Genomic DNA, 17,644 nt, shown 5'->3' on the forward strand with positions numbered 1-17,644 from the left:
GTCCCCCGGGCGTCCCCGCGCCCGGTGTGCACGGCGGACGGCGGGCGGCCCGCTCCACCTTGACGAGGTGTCATCCCGCCTCCGCCACGACGCTGCGGGTCCGGGCCGCCTGTCCGATCATCAGCGCCAGGATCAGGCCCAGCGCCACCACGCTCTGGTAGGCGGCACTGCCGTAGCCCGCGACCATCGCCTCGGCCACTCCGAGGAACAGGGCACCGGCCAGGGTGCGGCCGATGTGACGCATGGAGCCGACGACCGCCGCCGCGAAACCGTTGATGATCAGCGCCACGTCGGAGTCGAAGGACACCGAGTTCATGGGCGTCAGCAGAACACCGGCCAGTCCGCCGAGGGCGCCGCCGACGGTGAAGGCGATCAGCCCCATGCGGGTGACGGAGATCCCGACGACACGGGCCGCGTAGGGGTTGGACGAGCACGCGGAGAGTGCCTTGCCGGCGTCGGTACGGCCGAACAGCGCGGCCATCGCGGCGAAGACGGCCACGGTGACGCCGATGACGAGCAGGTAGTGGGTCTGGACACGGGCGCCGAACAGGGTCACGGCACCGGCGAGGCCCTCGGAGGACCGGCCCTGGTCACCCCAGATCATGACCTCCACGGCGTACGCGAGGACGCCCAGGCCCAGGGTGACCATGAGCGCGGCCTGCGGCGAGGTGCCCCGCCGCCCGATGGCGATCGCGCCGAAGAGCAGTCCCACGAGGGCGGCGACCGCGACCCCGAGCAGTTCGGCGAGCCCGTGCGGGACGCCCATGCCGAGGAGCGAGACGGCGGTCAGCGCCGCGACGACGGCGAAGGTGCCCTGGGCGAAGTTGACCACCCGTGTCACCCGGTGGATGAGCACCAGTCCGCTGCCGATCAGCGCGATGCCGCAGCCGGTGCCCAGTCCGGTGATGAGGTAGACGAGGAAGTCGCTCATGTCGTCTCCGGTGTCACGGCCCGCGTGGCATGGGCCGCTTGGGTCTCGCCGAGGTAGGCCCGGGTGATCTCGGGGCTCGCGGCCAGGTCGGCACTGCTTCCCTCGGCGGTGATCCGGCCCGCTTCCAGGACGTAGGCGCGGCTGCACAGGTCCAGGGCGAGCCGCGCGTTCTGTTCGATGAGCAGCACGGCCGTGCCTCGCTCCCGGTTGAGTTCGGTCAGGTGTCCGGCGAGGTCCGCGACGACGAGGGGGGCGAGGCCGAGGGACAGTTCGTCGATCACGAGGACCTCCGGCCGGCTCATCAGGGCGCGTCCCACGGCGACCATCTGCTGCTGTCCTCCCGAGAGCCCGCCCGCCCTGCGGTCGCGGACCCGGACCAGGCCGGGCAGCAGTTCGTACACCCATGCGGTGTCCCGCTGTCCGCGGCGGCCGTGGCCCCGGCCGGACAGCCGCCAGGCGCCGAGGCGCAGATTGTCGTCGACGGTGAGGTCGCCGAACATCTGCCGGCCCTCGGGCACCTGAGCGATCCTGGCCCGTACCTCGACGGTGCCGGAGGCCGGTGCCAGGATTCCGGTCAGGGTGTTGACCAGGGTGGACTTTCCGGCTCCGTTGGGGCCGACGAGGGCGACCGTCTCACCGGGGGCGACCCGCAGCGAGACGTGGTCGAGAGCGGTCGCGACGCCGTAGCGGACCACCAGGTCGCGGACCTCGACGACATCGCTCCGCGGCGGTTGCGAGGTGTTCATGCGGCGGCCTCCGTCCCCGTGCCCAGATACGCCGTGACGACGCGGGGGTCGGCGCGTATCTCGTCCGGTGTGCCCTCGGCGATGACCTTGCCGAGGTCCAGGACGGTGACGCGGTCGGCGAGGCGGCCGACCAGGGCGACGTCGTGTTCGACGAGCATGATGGTGAGGCCGTCCGCCCGCAGGTGCTCGATGAGGTCGGCGAGCCGTTCCCGCTCCCCCGCCCGCAGGCCGGAGGCGGGTTCGTCGAGGAGCAGCAGGGTCGGCTGCCCGCACAGGGCGCGGGCGACCTGGAGTTCGCGCTGCTGTCCGAGCGGCAGCAGCTCCGCGGGGTGGTCCGCCCAGGCCTCCAGGCCGACCCGCCGCACCGCCTCGCGCGCCCGCTCGGCGATCAGCCGTTCCTCCCGGCGGTGGCGCGGCAGCCTGAGCGCGGCTGCCGCGAACCCCGCGCCGGTGGTGGCGTGGGCGCCGACCATCACGTTCTCCAGGACGCTCATCCCGTGGAAGGTGCGGGCGCCCTGGAAGACGATGGCGATGCCCAGGCGGGCTCTGCGGTGGGGCGGCAGCCGGTCGATGCGCCGTCCGTCGAGCCGGATCTCGCCCCGCTCGGCGGGCAGTTGACCACTGACCAGGTTGAACAGGGTCGACTTGCCGGCCCCGTTGGGGCCGATGATGCCGCGGGTGGTCCCGCGGTCCACCGTCAGGTCGACGCCGTCCACGGCGTACACCCCGCCGAACGACCGCGTCAGGCCGCTCAACCGGAGCAGGGGATCGGTCACTTGGCCACCTTCTCCAGCTCGCTCTTCGACCAGGCGGTCGGGACGAACGCGCCGTCGGTGACGGAGTTGACGGAGATGTAGTCGGCGGAGAGTCCCGAGTGGTTCTCGGCGCTGAAACGGTAGGTGCCGTTCGGGGTGGTGAGCGTCAGCTTCTCCATGGCCTGCCGGATCTTCTCGTGGTCGCTGCTCCTCGCCTGCTCGATGGCGGCGGCCAGCAGCTGGATCCCGGTGTATCCGTCCTGCGCGAACTGCGGTGGCTGGTAGTCGTACTTGTCCTGGAACGGCTGGTCGACGGCCTCGATGGCCTTCTTCTGCGCCCCGTCCGGCAGCGTGTCACCGACCACTCCGATGGAGCTGGCGACGATGGCGCCCTCGGCGGCCCTGCCGGCCGGGTCGAGCCACAGCTTGCTGGCCTGGGAACCGGTGAAGGAGATCGGGATGTCCAGTCCCGAGGCGGCGTACTGCTTGGTCAGGACGACGGAGGCGGGGCCGGTCACCCATACCGCGAGAGCCTGGGCGTCGGTGCCCTTGACGTGTGTGAAGACGGCGCTGAAGTCGGAGGCGGTGCTCTGGATCTTCTCCGTGGCGACGATCTCGACGCCGTACTTCGCGGCCATCGCCTTCATCGCCCGGTAGCCGGAGGTCGGGTACGAGGTCTTGGTGTCGTAGGCGACGGCCAGCCTGGTGATGCCCTCGGACCTGTAGTACTGCAACAGGCGCTCGGCGTAGTCGGAGGCCAGGGCCGGTACGACGAAGACGTACGGGTGGACGGGCGCCACCTGCTCGTCGGCCGGGGTCAGGGAGAGGTAAGGGATCTCCGCGCGGTCCACCGCGGGCAGGGTGGCCAGCGCCGATCCCCCGGACGGAGAGCCGAGGACGGCGGCCACGCCCTTGTCCTTGAACGCGTTGAAGGCGAGGACGGACTGGTCGGGCAGGCTCTTGTCGTCCTTGACGGTCAGTTTCAGCTGCCGTCCGAGGACCCCGCCGTCCGCGTTGATCTGGTCGACCGCCAGTTCCGCGGCCTTGCGGCCCTCCGTGCCGAGGGTCTGCAGCGAACCGGTGAGCGAGGTGATCATGCCTATCTCGATCGGGCCGTCGCCACCGGAGGAGGACGTGGACGAGCCCCCTCCGCACGCGGTGACGGTGAGCACCAGACCGACGGCGAGGGTGGCAAAGGGAGTACGAGGGCGCACGGGGACCTCCCGGATACGGAGCGGGAACGGCATGGGAGAAGAAGCACACGCACCCGGCGAACACCCGGCGTGCACGAGAACGACGCGAGAAGAGTCGCTTTGCGGGCTTTCGCGGCTTGCGGCCCGATCGACGGGTTGAACGTAGAGCCGCGGCCGTACGACCGTCAACAGTTCAAGCAGATATTCGTGGACTCAAGTCCAAAAATAGCCTCAGGTCTGCCGAATCGGCGGCGCTCACCGACCTCGGGCGCCGGCCGCCGCCGTGGCCACCGCCGCGGCGGCCACCACGATCACCGCTGCGGTCACCGCTGCGGTCACCGCTGCGGTCACCGCTGCGCGAGGATGCCCAGCAGGATGATGTCGAGCGCTCCGTCGAGGCGGCGTGGGAGGTCGAACGGCTCCGGCTCTTCGCGGATCCAGCGCAGGACCGAGGAGAAATAGCAGGACGCGAGCAGCGCGCCGGCCTGGTCGGGGTCGACCTGCGACCGGATCTCGTCGCGCTGCCGCCCCTCGTCGACGATCTTCGCCAGTTCGATTTCGAGTGAGGGGTCCTGCAGCAGGCGGCCGAACCGCGCGGAGGCATCCATCAGGATGACGGTCTCCGCACGCGAGGCGACGTTGAGGTCGGCCATCTCCCCGAGGTAGCGGCGCAGCCGGTCGCCCACCGGCAGATCCTCCGCGTTCTCCTGGCTGAGGATGGCCGCGACCCGGGCCCGTCGGCGGACTCCCCACTCCTCCAGGAAGCCGACCTTCTGCGAGAAGTGGTTGAAGACGGTGGCCCGGGCGACGTCGGCGGACTCCGCGATCTGCTCCATCGTCGTCGCCTCGTACCCCTGGGCCACGAAGAGTCCCGCCGCGGCGGTGTAGAGCTGGTCGCGCACCTGCTGCCGCTTGCGCTCGCGGCGCCCGAGGGGCGGGGTGTCCTGGGCGGGTACGCCTCCCGCCTCCGAGATCGTCATGGGCCCAGTACAGCACAGGCCCCCACGGGTATTGACCCCCGCCGACCGGCATATTTAGATTGCACCCCACAGATGGACTCCAGTCCATCAATGGACTTCAGTCTCGATATGATTCGGGACATGGACAGGAGGCGGCGTGGCTTCCACGATCTCCCCGGCGAGCCGGATCGATCTCGGCCAGGGCTGCCACGCATGGGTACCGGGCACCGGCGGATGGGGCATGAGCAACGCCGGGCTGGTCACCGGCCGGGGCGAGTCCCTGCTCGTCGACACCCTGTACGACCTGCGTCTCACCCGGGCCATGCTCGACGGACTGGCGCCGGTGACCGAGACCGCGCCCGTCTCGACCGTGGTCAACACGCATGGCAACGGCGACCACTGGTTCGGCAATCAGCTCGTGGCCCACGCCGAGATCATCGCGACGCGCGGTTCACTCACCGACATGCGCCAGGTGGGCCCGGCGGAGATGCACGCGCTGACCAGTGCGGACACGGCGGCGGGGCGGTTCGCCCGCCGGATCTTCGGCCGTTTCGACCATGCCGGTGTCCGGCCCGTGCTGCCGCACCGGGTGTTCGACGGCGGGACGGTCCTGGACATCGGCGGGACGGAGGTCCGGCTGATCGACGTCGGCCCCGCGCACAGCGCCGGGGACACGATCGTCCATGTCCCGCGTGCGCGGACCGTCTACACCGGGGACATCGTGTTCGCCGGTTCCACACCCGTCGTCTGGCACGGTCCGTTCGCCAACTGGCTCACCGCGTGCGATCTGCTGCTCGCCCTGGACGTGGAGGTGATCGTGCCCGGACACGGTCCGGTCACCACGAAGGACGCGGTCCGCGCCGTCCGCGACTATCTGTCGTACGTCCACGAACAGGCCACCGCGCGCTTCGACAAGGGCATGCCCGCCGAGGAAGCGGGCCGCGACATCCGCCTCGGACGCTTCGCCGGCCTCGACGAGAGCGAACGCCTCGCCGTCAACGTGCACACCGTCTACCGCGAACTCGCCCCCGGAACGCCTCCGCTCGACGGCCCCCAACTCTTCGGCCGCATGGCCGACCTCGCCTGGCCCTGCCCCGGCCCCGGCCCCGGCTTCTGAGCGGCGTCGGCACCCGGGAGTCTCGGCACGCGCCATCGCGCCCCGCTCACCCCCGGCCCCATCAAGGAGAAGACATGGCCACCAGCACCGTCCATGGCACGGCCGGCCCCGCCCCGGCCACGGCAGAGGAGAGCGCTGCGTGAAGTTCGCGACCTTCGTCCACGACGGGAAATGGCAGTCCGGAGTCGTCGCCGACGACCGGGTCCACGCCTTCGAGCACCCCGTCGACCTGCTCGATCTCATCATGGAGGGAGGGGAGGCCCTGTGTGAGGAGGGAGAGCGCGCCCTCGCCCGCTCCCTGTCGGTACCTCTGGCCGACGTCCGGCTGCTGCCGCCGCTCGAACCGCCGACCGTCCGCGACTACATGACCTTCGAGAGCCATGTGGCGGGTGTCGCGCGGGGATACGGCGACACGGTCCCCGAGGAGTGGTACGCCGCGCCCGCGTTCTACTTCACGAACCCGTACGCCATGATCGGCGCCCATGACGATGTGCCCGTGCCTCCCGGCTGCCGCCGCTTCGACTTCGAACTGGAGGTGGCCGCCGTCATCGGCAAGGAGGGCCGCGACCTCACGCCCGAGCGGGCACGCGACCACATCATCGGCTACACGATCCTCAACGACTGGTCCGGACGCGATGTGCAGGGCCGGGAGATGAAGGTGAAACTCGGCCCGGCCAAGGCCAAGGACACCGCCACCACCCTCGGCCCCTGGCTGGTCACCACCGACGAACTCGAACCCCACCGCGACCCGGAGGGCTTCCTCGACCTCGCCCTCTCCGTCCAGGTCAACGGCGAGACCGTCGGCCAGGACCGGCTGTCCAGCATGGCCTGGACGTTCGAGGAGATGGCCGCGTACGCCTCCCGAGGCACCTGGATCCGCCCCGGCGACGTCCTCGGCTCGGGCACCTGCGGCCACGGCTGCCTGGCCGAACTCTGGGGCCGGAAAGGCTTCCTGGAACCTCCACCACTCGTCCGCGGCGACACCGTCACCATGACGGTCGAGGGCATCGGCAGCATCAGCAACACCGTCGCCGGGGGCGTCGCCCCGGTCCCACTGCCCCGGGCCCGCCGCAGAGGGTGACCTCCGTAGGTGAGAACGAGAAAGGCCCGAACAACAAGGACAAGGACAAGGGCCTCACCGTCCTCATCACCGCCCTGCGCGCCCAAGGCGCCGACGGGCTGCGTGTGGTGTCCAACAACTGCGGCGTGGACGGCCAGGAACTCGGCTTCCTGCTGACGGCGGGCCGCATCGCCCGGGTCACCGGTTCCTGCGTCGGGGAGGACAGGGAGTTCGCCCGCCGGCGGCAGGCGCTGTTCTTGGCGCCGGAGGGGAACTCGCGCGGGGGCCGGCGGCGCACGGCCGGCCGGATCAGACCTGGACGCTGTCGCGGATCAGGACCCTGATCGGACGCCGGTTCCACCGGAGCATGACCTTGTCGGCGATCGCGCAGATGCTGCACCGGCACGGCTTCAGCCACCAGGTCCCGGCCCGGCGCGCGGTCGAGCGCGACGAGGAAGCGGTCAGCGGCTGGGTGAAGGAGACCTCACTCCGGCTGGAAACACCGCGGCGGCGCTCGACGCCCGGGTCTGCTTGTGGGCGGGCTGATCAGCCTCGACCACTCGGTGCAGCGGAAAGGTGATCATTTATCGTCTTCGGGTGCTCTGTCCTCCAAGTCTGGGAGCAGGCCGGCAATCAGTCGATAGGCGGCGCGATGGGCACATGAACTTCTTGCTGCCGAGCGGGTGGTGCGCAGCGATGAACGGATCTGCGAGAGGGAAACCGATGAGCGGCAAGAGTCTGACTCAAACCGAGGCTGAGCGGCGCGCGAGGCTGCTGACGGTCGAGCGGTATGACGTGGCCGTCGATCTTTCGGAGTTGCTGACCGGTTCGCGGGTCCGGTGCGAATCGACGATCACTTTTGCGTGTCGCCGGCCCGGGGCCGATACCTTTGTCGATTGTGCGGCGACGGTCGAGAGCGCGACGCTCAACGGGGTCGTGCTGCGGCCGGCCGTTGAGGGCCGGATCGCGCTGACCGATCTTGCCGAACACAGCGTCCTCACGGTGGTCTCGGTGACGGAGTGCTCGGCCGATGGCCGGGGCGTGCACAAGGCGGTCGATCCCGCCGACGGCGAGACGTATGTCTACACCGACTTCGCTCCCGACTACGCCCGGCATGTGCTGGCCTGCTTCGACCAGCCGGACCTCAAGGCGCCGTGGGCATTCACCGTGACCGCTCCTGCCGACTGGCGGGTGCTGAGCAACAGCGGTGACCCGCAGGTTGAAGAGCTCGGCTCGGTGCGGCGCTGGACCTTCCCGCCGACGCCGCCGCTGGCGGCGTACAACACCGTGATCAATGCGGGCCCGTACTACGAATTGCGTCGTCGCGGAGCTGGTCATGATCTCGGGCTCTTCGCCCGGCAGTCGCTGGCTTCGATCCTGGACCGGGACGCCGATGAGCTGTTCACCCTGACCACTCAGGGGCTCGAGTTCTTCGCCGGCAAGTTCGGCATGCCGTTTCCGCAGCACAAGTACGACCAGGTCTTCACGCCCGAGTTCCCCGGCGCGTTGGAGAACTTCGGCTGCGTCACCTGGATGGACTGGTTCCTGCGCAGGACCACTCCGACCAGGGCGGAGTGGGACATCTTCTCGCGGTACCTGCTGCATGAACTCGCGCACATGTGGTTCGGCAACATCGTCACGATGCGCTGGTGGGACGACCTGTGGCTGAACGAGGCGTTCGCGGAGTTCGCGAGCAACTGGGCCGCGGTGAGCGTGACGTCGTACACCGATGCCTGGACGGCACATCTGGCCGGCGAGAAAATCAGAGCCTATTTCATGGACCAGGGACCGACGACGCACCCGATCCGCCAGCGGGTCCGCGACGTCTCCGAGGCGAAAGCGACGTTCGACGCCATCACCTACCCCAAGGGCGCGTCCGTACTGCACCAACTGATGACGTACGTCGGCGAGGCGAACTTCTCCGCCGGTCTCACCCGCTACTTCGCCACACACGCCTGGGGCAACACCACGCTGCATGACCTGATCGACGCGGTCGCCGACGCCAGTGGACGTGACCTGGACCGGTGGCGCACGGGATGGCTGGAGACGGCGGGCACCGACCGGCTGACTCTCGACCACGATGCCGACGGGTTCGCCCTGGTCGCTCAGGGGCCTGAGGGCCGGCCACGCCCGCATGTGCTTGCCGTCGGCGCCTACGAGCGGTCCGGGGACCACCTTGAGCGCATGGCACTCGTCGAAGTCGAGGTGACGGGCGAACGGACCCGGCTCGACCTACCAGCAGGGGCCGACCTGTATCTGGTCAACGATGAAGACCTGACCTTCGCCTCGACGAGACCCGACGCCACGACCAGAGACGCGTTCTTCCGCAACGCCGCCCGCCTGCCCACCGCGACCGCGCGGGGTGTCGCCGTGACCACGGCCTGGGACATGCTGATCAACGGCGAAGCGACAGCCGCCGAAGCCGTGCGGTGCCTGACCGGAGTGCTCGCTGTCGAGACGTCCGCGTCGGTGATCGAGCCGTATCTCAACCTGGCCGTCGAGGCCGCGGATCTGTGGAGCCCGGGATCGCAGCGGGACGAGTTGCTGCGAGCAGTGGCTGAGGCGTGCCGCAGCCTCTCCGACGTCGGCGCCCACCGCAAAGCGGCGTTGCGTGGCTTCGCCCGCACCGCGGCCGGACCGGAGGAGGTCGCGTGGCTCCAGACCGAGGCCGGGGAAGACATCGACCTCCAGTGGCGGGCACTGGTTCGCAAGGCTCAGCTCGGAAGCCCGACCGCAGCCGAGGCACAGACTCTGGACCGCGACCCGGATCCCGACGCATGGATCAGCAGGCTTCAGGTCCGCGCGGCGACCCCGGACGCGGCCGTGAAGAATGCGGTCTGGCAGACGCTGGCGACGGACCGCGCGGTGCCTGTCGCCTCGGTCCACTCGGTCGCGACGCTGTTCTGGAGCGCCGGCCAGGACGACTTGCTCAGGCCCCACACGGAGGCCTACCTCGATCTCGTGCGAACCATCCACCGCAGCGGAACCCAGCAGGCGACGACCTACACCAAAAGCCTCTTCCCGGTGTTCGGTATCGACCTGAACTTCGTGGGTCGAGCGGAAGACCTGGCGGCACAGGTTGTCCCGGTCGTCCGCACGAACCTCCTGGACCGGGCCGACCGGATGCGCCGCATACTGCGCTCCCGCGGCTGAAGGCTTGCGGCGCTGGTGCTTCTCCGGGCGCCCATCCGCGGTAACTCGGGCGCCGGACGGTCAGCAAATGACACTCCGTCACCCCGTCACCCCGTCAGCCCGTCAGCCCGTCACGGAAATCTTGACTGAGACCATCGAGAACCCGGCTTCGTCCGCGAAGCAGACCCGGGCGTCGTCACGCTCGACCGCATGGCTTCGTAGGCGAATACGGACACCGTCTGCATCCGAGTTTGGACACCACTTGCCGATCACAGGGCCCGAGAATGTCGGTGAGAAGTAACACCGCCGCGAAGTGGACGGAGCGGCCCTATTCGGCGGGTTCGGCGATCAGCGCCGTACCGATCTTGCGGAAGCCGAGTCGGGCGTAGACCCGTGCGACGTCGTCGTCACCTGCCGACAGGAAGACGGTGGCCGCACCCCGCGATCGGGCGTCGGCCACCAGTGCCGCGGTGACCGCGAGTGCGAGACCGCGACGGCGAGCTGCGGGGAGTGTTCCGACGCCGACGATCTCGCTGACTCCCGCGAGTGGTTGGTGCTGGCCTGCGGACAGCGCTGATCCATGTTCGACAGCTGCGGCGACCGCTGTCAGACCTGCCCGGATACGCACGATCGTGCGTTCCACCGATCCGTCGGCGACGCGTCCGTCGATCGCTTCCGCCAGTTGTGGTGCTCCCGCGAGACCGACGTGGGTTCCAGGCTCGGCGAAGGCGAGGTGAGGAACCGCCAGGGCGCTGGGCAGTATCGGGTCGTCCGCGCCTACGATGCGTACGGATATGGTGCCGGACAACTCCTCAGGTGGAGTTGCGGGAGTACCGGGATCGAGCGTCATCAGCGGATGTTCGTGGACCACGAGTCCCGACTCCTCGACTGCTGCCCGCAGCGTGGGCGTGGTCTCGGCGACCCATTCGAAACTCTCCGGGATCCCCAGTTCGCGCTGACGGGCACGGACCTTCTGCACGTCGGTGGCCTCCAGCGGTCCTGTCCATCCCCGTGCGGGACGTGCGTAGAACGGCCAGCCCTGGCCCTCCCGCACGAACAGGGTCAGCGGCCCGTGGTCCTCGACTCGGGCGCCGTGGCGCGGGACCGCGTCGTAGTACTCCTCGAGCCGGTCCAGCAATGCCCGCTCAGGATGATCGTCAAAAGCAGCGGAAGTCACGCCGGGCATCCAAGCAACAGGGCACGAGCGACGCCACTTCATTTCCAATCCGCCTGCGGGAGTTCTCGGCCGGAAACCGCTGCCGAGATGTCGTCCATTCTTCGCTGAGAGCATGTGCACCTCCGCACGGTGCCCTTCGGGCGCGGACGGCGGTTCGCCGATACGCCGGAGACCTGTCCTCTGCCAGCAGCAGAACACCGGCCCGACCGGGCTCGACGATCACTACAGTCCAGGCTCATGACGACAGTCACCACGCGCACGATCGAGTACGCGGCCGACGGCCTGACGATGATCGGGCACCTCTCGCTCCCGGCCGGTGTCGACCGTCGGCCCGCCGTGCTGGTCGGGCCCGAGGGGGTGGGACTCAGTGATGTCGAGCGCCGCCGTGCCGATGCGCTCGCCGAGCTGGGGTATGTGGCGCTGGCCTTCGATCTCCACGGCGGGCGCTGTCTGGGCGACCCCGAGGAGATGCTGGCCCGTTGCATGCCGCTGCTCGCCGACCCCGACCGTATGCGAGGCATCGGCCACGCGGCGCTCGACGTGCTCCGGGCCGAGCCGCGGACCGTCCCGGACCGGATCGCCGCCGTCGGCTACGGCACCGGGGGCGCGATCGCGCTGGAACTCGGGCGCGACGGCGTCGACCTGTGCGCGATCGCGACCGTCAACGTACTGACCACGGGCCGACCGGGCGACACGGCGCGCATTCGCTGCCCGGTGTGGGCCGGGGTCGGGTCGGAGGACCCGATCATGCCGCCCGCCCAACGGGACGCGTTCGCCGCCGAGATGCAGGCCGCGGGCGTCGACTGGCGCCTCGTGGTCTACGGCGGCGCCTTGCACGCCTTCCATCACCCGCCGGTCGACCACATCGTGCTTCCCGGGGTCGGTCATCACCCTCAGCACGCGCAACGCGCTTGGCGGGACGTCGTCGACCTGCTCGCCGAGTGCCTGCCCCTGACGGAGTGATCTGGGCCGACTGGCGTTCGTTCACGGGCTTGACCTTGTTCTTCAACCCTGGTCAACAGATCCTTCGACGAGCTTCATGATCGGAGCCAGGATCCGGGGCAGGTCGTTCTCCGAGCTGATCACCTGCTCGTCCTGCCAGGTGTACTCGGTCCGGCAGTCGATGAAGAGCAGTGAAGCGCTTCCCGATTCCCATACAAACAGCTTCCCCAGACGCTCGTCCGACTCCAGGGTGAGGCACACGGCCGTTGCCTTCGGGCGCCCTCTCCCTGCTGTCCCAGGGGCTGGCTGCTTCACCGTGGCGGTGATCCCGCGAGAGCGGAGTTCCTGCTCTTGTGTGGCGTGCCAGTCCACGAGCCATTCAACGGTCTCCGGCATTGCGCCCCTCGCTGTCATAGTCGAACGAGTCGTCGAACTTGAGCGTACGGATGGTGTGCGCCGGACTCCGGGACGGCCACCACACCAGCGAACTCCCCGCCGTCGAGGGCACGCGGCGGATGTCGTCGCTCGTGCGCGCTCACGACAGCAGGATGCGGGTCCCCACCACGGCCAGGAACACGCAGGCCAGGGTGAATACGGTCTGCACTACGGCGGTGACCGGCATCCTCAGGCGGGCGTGTGCGAAGGCGCTGGTCGCTGCCACGGCCGGGACGCCCCAGACGACGAGCCATGTCAGGACGGAGACATCGCGGGAGTGCGCGGTCGCGGAGGAGCTCGGCGGATGTGTACCGGCCAGGCTGAGCATGACGAGCAGCATCCCGGCGACCACGACGATGACCGCGTCCGCGACCAGGAACAGCAGGGCGACCGCGATGTCGATCAGCCATGAGCGGCGTCGGCGGGCCCGGGGAGTCACCGGGGAGTCCTGCTCGTCCTGGGGCGGTGAGGCCATGAGTCGACTGCACCACGGAACGGCCTGTTCGGCACCGCGCAGGACACGATGGCGGCCCGATCCGACCGTGACGATCGGGCATCGAGCGCACCTGGCGCACCGCGCGGTGGAAAACACCTCCGCGGCACCGCCCGGCGGCTCCTCGATCCGCGCGAAACCACCACCTGTTCGCAGGTCGGCGAGGGAGGAGGGGAGGAATTGCTCAGTAATAGCTGCTACCCCTTGGACTCCTATACTGCGACGCGTGCAGTCCACCACGATCAGACGTGCCGTCACCCAGGACTCGGCGCGTCTCACCTCGCTGATCCACCGCTCCAGCGCCTACCGGGGGCGGTACGCCCCGATCATCGCCGGGTACCAGGTGACGGCCGACTACATCACCCGGCATCGGGTCTTCGTGGCCGTCGACGGGTCCGGTGAGCCGCTGGGCTTCTACGCCCTCGTCCTGGAGCCACCGGAGTTGGACCTGGCCTTCGTGGCGGACGAGGCCCAGGGGCGGGGCATCGGGCGGCTCCTGATCGAGCACATGACGGGTGAGGCCGGACGGGCCGGTCTCACCGCCGTGCGTGTGGTGTCCCATCCCCCGGCGGAACAGTTCTACCGGCGCCTGGGCGCGCAGCCCGTGGGGACGGTCGCCCCGTCGCCGCCGCAAGTCTCCTGGGAGCGGCCGGAGTTGCGCTTCGTCATCCCCTGACCGCCGCTCAGGACCCCATGCTCGATAAATGGGGGCTGTGCCCCCATGAGCCGCCGTCACGCCATGAGCATGCTGAGTCCGGTTTGCCAGTCGCCGCCCGACCAGCGGCCGGCGCGGCAACGTCTCTACGACAGGAGCAGCATGGGAACGACAACCCGCAAGGGGTTGCAGACGGCAGTGACGGCGGCGGTGGCGGTGGGCGCGGCGCTCGTCCTGCCGGTGGGGCAGGCGCACGCCGCGACGGGGGGCACGGTCACCGCGAACTTCGCGTTCATCTACGTCACCGCCGCCGAGGGCAAGGCCAACCAGATCACCATCAGCGCCGCCGGAACCAACATCGTCGTCACCGACGCCGGTGACACCCTCACCGCCGGCACGGGCTGCACCCAGCGGACCGCGAACTCCGTGACCTGCGCGACCGGCGTACGCGCGCTGTCCGTCGACACGGGCGACCTCGACGACACCGTCACCCTTCAGACCACCAGGACCCGCGCCTACCTCTACGGGAAGGGCGGCGACGACACCTTCGACGCACGGCCCAGCGACGTCCGTGTCGTGATGGAGGGCGACGCCGGTGACGACCTGCTGCAGGGCGGGAACAACACGGACGAGCTCTGGGGCGAAGCGGGCTCCGACACCATGACCGGCGGCCCGGGCAACGACCGGATCATCGCCCAGGAAGGCATACACGGCAACGACTTCTCCGACGGCCAGGACGGCAACGACGTCTGCCTCGGAGATCCCGGAGACAGCGAAGTCTCCTGCGACGACTGACGGTCGCACCGATCCTGTCCGGCCGGCCCTGCCCGGTCCGGTCGTGTCCGGTCCGGCCCTGTCCGGTCCGGTCGTGTCCGGTCCGGCCGCCTCACACTCCACCACGGCGGCCGGACCGGGCCCCACCCCGAGCCGTTCGCACGACACCTGGCGCGGCTCACCGGTCAAGCGCCGTCGAACGCCTGCCGCGTGTGCGTGAGCAGTTCGCGTACCGCCGGATTGTGCGCGCGCTTCCAGATCAGGGCGAGCAGTGCCGGTGTGTCGACGTCGTCGATGGTACGGGCGGTGAGCCGGTCACGGTAGTTCGCGGCCATCGAGTCGCTGAGGAGGGCGACGCCGAGCCCGCGGGCGGCGAGGTCGGCCATGGCGTCGGCGGCGCTGGCCTGCAGCGCGATCGAGGGGCGGAGGCCCTGTGCGGCGCAGGCTTGGTCGAAGACCGCGCGCAGACCAGTACCGGGAGGCATGCACACGATCGGGTGGGCCATCAGGTCGCGCAGGGTGACCCGTCGCTGATTCGCCAAGGGGTGCCCGGCCGGGACCGCCGCGACGAGCCGATCGTTGATGAGGGTCAGCGCGCCCAGCCCGTCGGGGGTGGCGGCCGCGGCACCGATGAGCGCCAAGTCGACGGTGCCGGTGCGTACTTGGTCGGTGAGCCGGTCGGAGCTGTCTTCGAGGAGCGAGATCTCCACACCGGGATGCGCCTGGTGGAACGCGGCGAGGGCGTCGAACAGCGGAGTGAGGGTGCAGCCGATGACCATCCCGACGGTGAGCCGCCCCCGGATCAGACCGGCCACCTCGCCCACCGCCCGGCCGACGGCCCCGGCCGCGGCGAGTGCGGTGCGGGCGTGTTCGAGCGCTGCCTTCCCCGCGGCGGTGAGGGTGACGGTGCGGGCCGACCGGTCGAACAGCTCGGCGCCGAGTTCCCGTTCGAGCCGGCGGATCTGGGCACTGACGCCGGACTGGCTGATGTGCACACGCTCGGCCGCCCGCGTGAAGTTCCGCTCCTCGGCGACGGCGACGAGGTACTCCAGCTGCCTCAACTCCATAACCACAGATTCTAGTTCGCATCGAATCCAGCTGTTGGATTTCTGGACGGCGGGCGACCAGGCTGAGAGAGACACCGAAGCCTCACGTCAGGAGAAACCCATGCCGGAGTACGAGAAGGCCATGCGGCCCGAAGACCTCACCCGTCTGTTCATCGAGCGGTCCAACGCAGGTGACGCGGCCGGGGTCGCCGCGCTCTACGAGGAGGGCGCGGTGCTGGCCTATCCGCCCGGCGAGGTGACGGTGGGACGGGACGCGATCCGCGCGCTGTGGGAGAAGGTGCTGGCGGGCGGGCCCCGTTTCGAGGCGGAGCCGCCGCTGCCGACGTTGGTCAGCGACGGCATCGCCCTCACCTCGACCCCGCCGAAGGACAAGGCCGGGGCACGGGCGCAGGTCGTCAGGCGTCAGTCCGACGGAAGTTGGCTGCGCCTGCTCGACCAGCCCGAGTTCGTCCCGCCGGCACGCTGATACCCCGGCGCCTCCCGCGTGCCTTGAGGATGAAGGCTGTTGAACGGCGGTCCTACTGGTGCGGGATGCGGCGGCCGAGGAACGCGGCCACATGGTCAAGGGCCGGGGCGCCCTCGGGTGCGGGATGTGCCGGGGCGATGGACCCGCCGACCGTGCGGGGCAGGTCGCCGTAGATCTCCCGGACGACCGGCAGGGCGGCGCGCGCGATGTCGGGCTCCAGGTCTCGGTCGCGGCCGAGCGCGGTCGCGAGATCCCAGCCGTGCACGAGCAGTTCGACGAGGAGTTGCTCGACCACGCGTCGGCCGGGGGCGGGGCCGAAGGAGCGGTCGAGCATGCCCGGCTGCCGGAAGGCGTCGCGAGCCCGGACGGCGGCCGTCTCGAAGGCGGCGAGGTGGTCGTCACCGAGATGGTCCTCGGTGTGGCCGCCGGTGGGAGGCGTGCCCTGGGCCAGGCCGCCCCAGATGATGTTCTCCCACACCAGGTGGTCGAGCAGATCCCGTACGGTCCAGGCCTCGCAGGGAGTCGGCAGGCCGAACCGGTCCGGCGCGGTCGCCCGTACGAGCCCGCCCACGGTGTCCTGGACACGGGTGAAAGCGTCCAGGACGCCGCCCGGCCAGGGGTCGGTGTCATCCGCGTAGAGGGCTGCGAGCCGGGCGTCGCGCGCGCCGGGGGCGGGGTTGGCGCGCAGCGCGGTGGTCAGCCACTGTCCTTCGCCGGTGATCCCGGCGGGTGCGGGGCGACCGCCGAGGACGCACAGCAACTGCCAGAAGCGCTCGACGGCGGGCTCGGCCGCGGTGGTGAGCTGCTCGTGCAGGAGTCTGCGTGCCTCGGTTCCGTCGGCGGTCACGGTGGCGGGGGCGGTGTTCGCGCGGCTGGGCAGCCACGCGGCGACGACGTCCGCGACGACCCCGTCGGCGGCCGGGGAGTCCGCCGCGGTGCCGGCCCGTAGCGCCGCGCGGACGCGTGCCGTCCAGGTGTCGGTCAGTGCGCGCATCTCCTCGTCCACGGTGGCGTCCTGCTCACCCTGCCCCCGCCCCTGCCCCTGCCCCCGCCCCTGCCCTCCCGCCTTCCCCTGACGGGCGGCGTACTCCGCGAGGCGCCGCACGGCGGGACGCAGTTCCCCGTCGGCGACCAGCTCGCCCAGCTCCAGCCAGGCTTCGACCTGCTCGTCGGTGGGATCGTCGGGCAGGTCGGAGCCGGCCGCGAGGAGCCCTTCCCGGAAGTGGGGCACGTCCAGGTCGCCGAGCGTGTCGGTGAGGAACTCGTGGACCAGTGTGCGGCGTTCGTCGGGGGACATCCGGGCGTGACGGGTCATCAGGGTGAGTCCCTCGTGGGTGGTGCGACGAGTGACCGTGCGCAGGACGGCCTGGTCGGTCCGCAGGCGGCGGATCCGGGCTTCCAGTGCCTCGACCTGGGCGACCGCCACCTCGGCGAGCCCGTCCTCGCGGTCCAGGGCGGCCCGGATGTCACCGAGGCCCAGCCCCAGGTCCCGCAGCGTGCGGGCCAGGTGCAGCCGGGCCACGCCGGTGGTGTCGTAGCGGCGGTAGCCGCCGGAGGTCCGGTCGACCGGTACCACGATGCCCGCGTCCGACCAGTGCCTGACCACTTTCACCGGCAGCCCGGTCTGCCGTGCCACCGCGCCGATGCTCCACGTGGGCCGCGACGCGTCGTCCCTGCCCATGTGCGCGTGCGCGTGCGTGGGCGTGGGCGGGTGTGTGTACATGTGCATGGGCTCCACCTTC

At 70.2% G+C, this 17,644-nt stretch carries 17 protein-coding genes and 2 pseudogenes; 9 read left to right on the plus strand and 10 right to left on the minus strand.

Annotated features, from left to right (window positions below; genetic code table 11):
* Window positions 1-70 precede the first annotated feature (70 nt).
* The 5 genes from J8M51_RS01035 to J8M51_RS01055 all read right to left on the minus strand — a co-directional run bounded on the left by J8M51_RS01035 (window position 71) and on the right by J8M51_RS01055 (window position 4,605).
* Window positions 71-931, minus strand: a complete 861-nt coding sequence (locus J8M51_RS01035) for a branched-chain amino acid ABC transporter permease (RefSeq protein ID WP_086755860.1) — start codon at window positions 929-931, stop codon at window positions 71-73.
* A complete protein-coding gene (locus tag J8M51_RS01040; protein WP_086755859.1) occupies window positions 928-1,677 on the minus strand; it encodes an ABC transporter ATP-binding protein in 750 nt (249 codons plus the stop codon). Before J8M51_RS01040 ends, J8M51_RS01035 begins: the two co-directional genes overlap by 4 nt.
* Window positions 1,674-2,453, minus strand: coding sequence for an ABC transporter ATP-binding protein (locus tag J8M51_RS01045; RefSeq protein ID WP_218781437.1), 780 nt, complete (start codon window positions 2,451-2,453; stop codon window positions 1,674-1,676). Before J8M51_RS01045 ends, J8M51_RS01040 begins: the two co-directional genes overlap by 4 nt.
* Complete coding sequence (locus J8M51_RS01050; protein WP_218781436.1) at window positions 2,450-3,646, minus strand: ABC transporter substrate-binding protein; 1,197 nt, start codon at window positions 3,644-3,646, stop codon at window positions 2,450-2,452. The genes J8M51_RS01045 and J8M51_RS01050 overlap by 4 nt, the downstream gene beginning before the upstream one ends.
* A 326-nt stretch (window positions 3,647-3,972) precedes the next feature.
* Window positions 3,973-4,605 (minus strand): TetR/AcrR family transcriptional regulator, encoded by a 633-nt coding sequence (locus tag J8M51_RS01055; RefSeq protein WP_086755857.1) that lies wholly within the window; start codon window positions 4,603-4,605, stop codon window positions 3,973-3,975.
* A 136-nt stretch (window positions 4,606-4,741) separates the two neighbouring features.
* On the opposite strand from J8M51_RS01055, the gene J8M51_RS01060 reads away from it, so the two are divergent.
* The 5 genes and pseudogenes from J8M51_RS01060 (at window position 4,742) to pepN (ending at window position 9,914) form a co-directional block, all read left to right on the plus strand.
* Entirely contained in the window at window positions 4,742-5,701 is a 960-nt protein-coding gene (locus J8M51_RS01060; protein WP_256964706.1) for an MBL fold metallo-hydrolase, read from the plus strand.
* A gap of 139 nt (window positions 5,702-5,840) precedes the next feature.
* Window positions 5,841-6,782: a fumarylacetoacetate hydrolase family protein gene (locus tag J8M51_RS01065; RefSeq protein ID WP_086755856.1), complete on the plus strand. Its 942-nt coding sequence runs from the start codon at window positions 5,841-5,843 to the stop codon at window positions 6,780-6,782.
* Between the two features lie 59 nt (window positions 6,783-6,841).
* Window positions 6,842-7,003 (plus strand): annotated as a pseudogene (locus J8M51_RS46430) (CoA transferase); the annotation flags it as partial.
* 26 nt (window positions 7,004-7,029) lie between these two features.
* Window positions 7,030-7,293: pseudogene (locus J8M51_RS46435) on the plus strand (helix-turn-helix domain-containing protein); the annotation flags it as partial.
* Window positions 7,294-7,484: 191 nt separating this feature from the next.
* Entirely contained in the window at window positions 7,485-9,914 is a 2,430-nt protein-coding gene (gene pepN, locus J8M51_RS01080) for an aminopeptidase N (RefSeq protein ID WP_086755855.1), read from the plus strand.
* Window positions 9,915-10,221: 307 nt separating this feature from the next.
* Here the strand turns inward: pepN and J8M51_RS01085 are convergent, their stop codons facing one another.
* Window positions 10,222-11,079, minus strand: coding sequence for a GNAT family N-acetyltransferase (locus tag J8M51_RS01085; protein WP_086755854.1), 858 nt, complete (start codon window positions 11,077-11,079; stop codon window positions 10,222-10,224).
* A 228-nt stretch (window positions 11,080-11,307) separates the two neighbouring features.
* On the opposite strand from J8M51_RS01085, the gene J8M51_RS01090 reads away from it, so the two are divergent.
* Window positions 11,308-12,033: a dienelactone hydrolase family protein gene (locus J8M51_RS01090; RefSeq protein ID WP_086755853.1), complete on the plus strand. Its 726-nt coding sequence runs from the start codon at window positions 11,308-11,310 to the stop codon at window positions 12,031-12,033.
* 42 nt (window positions 12,034-12,075) lie between these two features.
* Here the strand turns inward: J8M51_RS01090 and J8M51_RS01095 are convergent, their stop codons facing one another.
* The gene (locus tag J8M51_RS01095; protein WP_143673187.1) at window positions 12,076-12,408 is read right to left on the minus strand and encodes a hypothetical protein; all 333 of its coding nucleotides are present in this window, start codon (window positions 12,406-12,408) and stop codon (window positions 12,076-12,078) included.
* A gap of 139 nt (window positions 12,409-12,547) precedes the next feature.
* On the minus strand, window positions 12,548-12,922 hold the full coding sequence (locus J8M51_RS01100) for a hypothetical protein (RefSeq protein ID WP_086755851.1): 375 nt from the start codon (window positions 12,920-12,922) through the stop codon (window positions 12,548-12,550).
* 244 nt (window positions 12,923-13,166) lie between these two features.
* Here J8M51_RS01100 and J8M51_RS01105 point away from each other — a divergent pair, with 244 nt between their 5' ends.
* Both J8M51_RS01105 and J8M51_RS01110 read left to right on the plus strand, forming a co-directional pair.
* Window positions 13,167-13,616 carry a GNAT family N-acetyltransferase gene (locus J8M51_RS01105; protein WP_256964701.1) on the plus strand — a complete coding sequence of 150 codons (450 nt, stop codon included), beginning with the start codon at window positions 13,167-13,169 and terminating at the stop codon, window positions 13,614-13,616.
* Between the two features lie 141 nt (window positions 13,617-13,757).
* Window positions 13,758-14,390: a calcium-binding protein gene (locus J8M51_RS01110; protein ID WP_143673186.1), complete on the plus strand. Its 633-nt coding sequence runs from the start codon at window positions 13,758-13,760 to the stop codon at window positions 14,388-14,390.
* 164 nt (window positions 14,391-14,554) lie between these two features.
* On the opposite strand, the gene J8M51_RS01115 is transcribed toward J8M51_RS01110, so the two are convergent.
* A complete protein-coding gene (locus tag J8M51_RS01115) occupies window positions 14,555-15,436 on the minus strand; it encodes a LysR family transcriptional regulator (protein WP_086755848.1) in 882 nt (293 codons plus the stop codon).
* Window positions 15,437-15,536: 100 nt separating this feature from the next.
* Here J8M51_RS01115 and J8M51_RS01120 point away from each other — a divergent pair, with 100 nt between their 5' ends.
* The gene (locus tag J8M51_RS01120) at window positions 15,537-15,902 is read left to right on the plus strand and encodes a YybH family protein (RefSeq protein WP_086755847.1); all 366 of its coding nucleotides are present in this window, start codon (window positions 15,537-15,539) and stop codon (window positions 15,900-15,902) included.
* Between the two features lie 52 nt (window positions 15,903-15,954).
* Here J8M51_RS01120 and J8M51_RS01125 read toward each other — a convergent pair whose 3' ends face one another.
* Window positions 15,955-17,631: a TIGR03086 family metal-binding protein gene (locus tag J8M51_RS01125; RefSeq protein WP_267298894.1), complete on the minus strand. Its 1,677-nt coding sequence runs from the start codon at window positions 17,629-17,631 to the stop codon at window positions 15,955-15,957.
* Window positions 17,632-17,644: the final 13 nt, after the last annotated feature.

Source organism: Streptomyces griseiscabiei (genome assembly GCF_020010925.1).
GTDB lineage: Bacteria > Actinomycetota > Actinomycetes > Streptomycetales > Streptomycetaceae > Streptomyces > Streptomyces griseiscabiei.

Coding starts and splice junctions, on each gene's coding strand:
- J8M51_RS01095 (WP_143673187.1), bottom strand. CDS start 12,408: ATGCCGGAGACCGTTGAATGGCTCGTGGACTGGCACGCCACACAAGAG.
- J8M51_RS01035 (WP_086755860.1), bottom strand. CDS start 931: ATGAGCGACTTCCTCGTCTACCTCATCACCGGACTGGGCACCGGCTGC.
- J8M51_RS01110 (WP_143673186.1), top strand. CDS start 13,758: ATGGGAACGACAACCCGCAAGGGGTTGCAGACGGCAGTGACGGCGGCG.
- pepN (WP_086755855.1), top strand. CDS start 7,485: ATGAGCGGCAAGAGTCTGACTCAAACCGAGGCTGAGCGGCGCGCGAGG.
- J8M51_RS01125 (WP_267298894.1), bottom strand. CDS start 17,631: ATGCACATGTACACACACCCGCCCACGCCCACGCACGCGCACGCGCAC.
- J8M51_RS01085 (WP_086755854.1), bottom strand. CDS start 11,079: ATGCCCGGCGTGACTTCCGCTGCTTTTGACGATCATCCTGAGCGGGCA.
- J8M51_RS01090 (WP_086755853.1), top strand. CDS start 11,308: ATGACGACAGTCACCACGCGCACGATCGAGTACGCGGCCGACGGCCTG.
- J8M51_RS01120 (WP_086755847.1), top strand. CDS start 15,537: ATGCCGGAGTACGAGAAGGCCATGCGGCCCGAAGACCTCACCCGTCTG.
- J8M51_RS01115 (WP_086755848.1), bottom strand. CDS start 15,436: ATGGAGTTGAGGCAGCTGGAGTACCTCGTCGCCGTCGCCGAGGAGCGG.
- J8M51_RS01100 (WP_086755851.1), bottom strand. CDS start 12,922: ATGGCCTCACCGCCCCAGGACGAGCAGGACTCCCCGGTGACTCCCCGG.
- J8M51_RS01040 (WP_086755859.1), bottom strand. CDS start 1,677: ATGAACACCTCGCAACCGCCGCGGAGCGATGTCGTCGAGGTCCGCGAC.
- J8M51_RS01055 (WP_086755857.1), bottom strand. CDS start 4,605: ATGACGATCTCGGAGGCGGGAGGCGTACCCGCCCAGGACACCCCGCCC.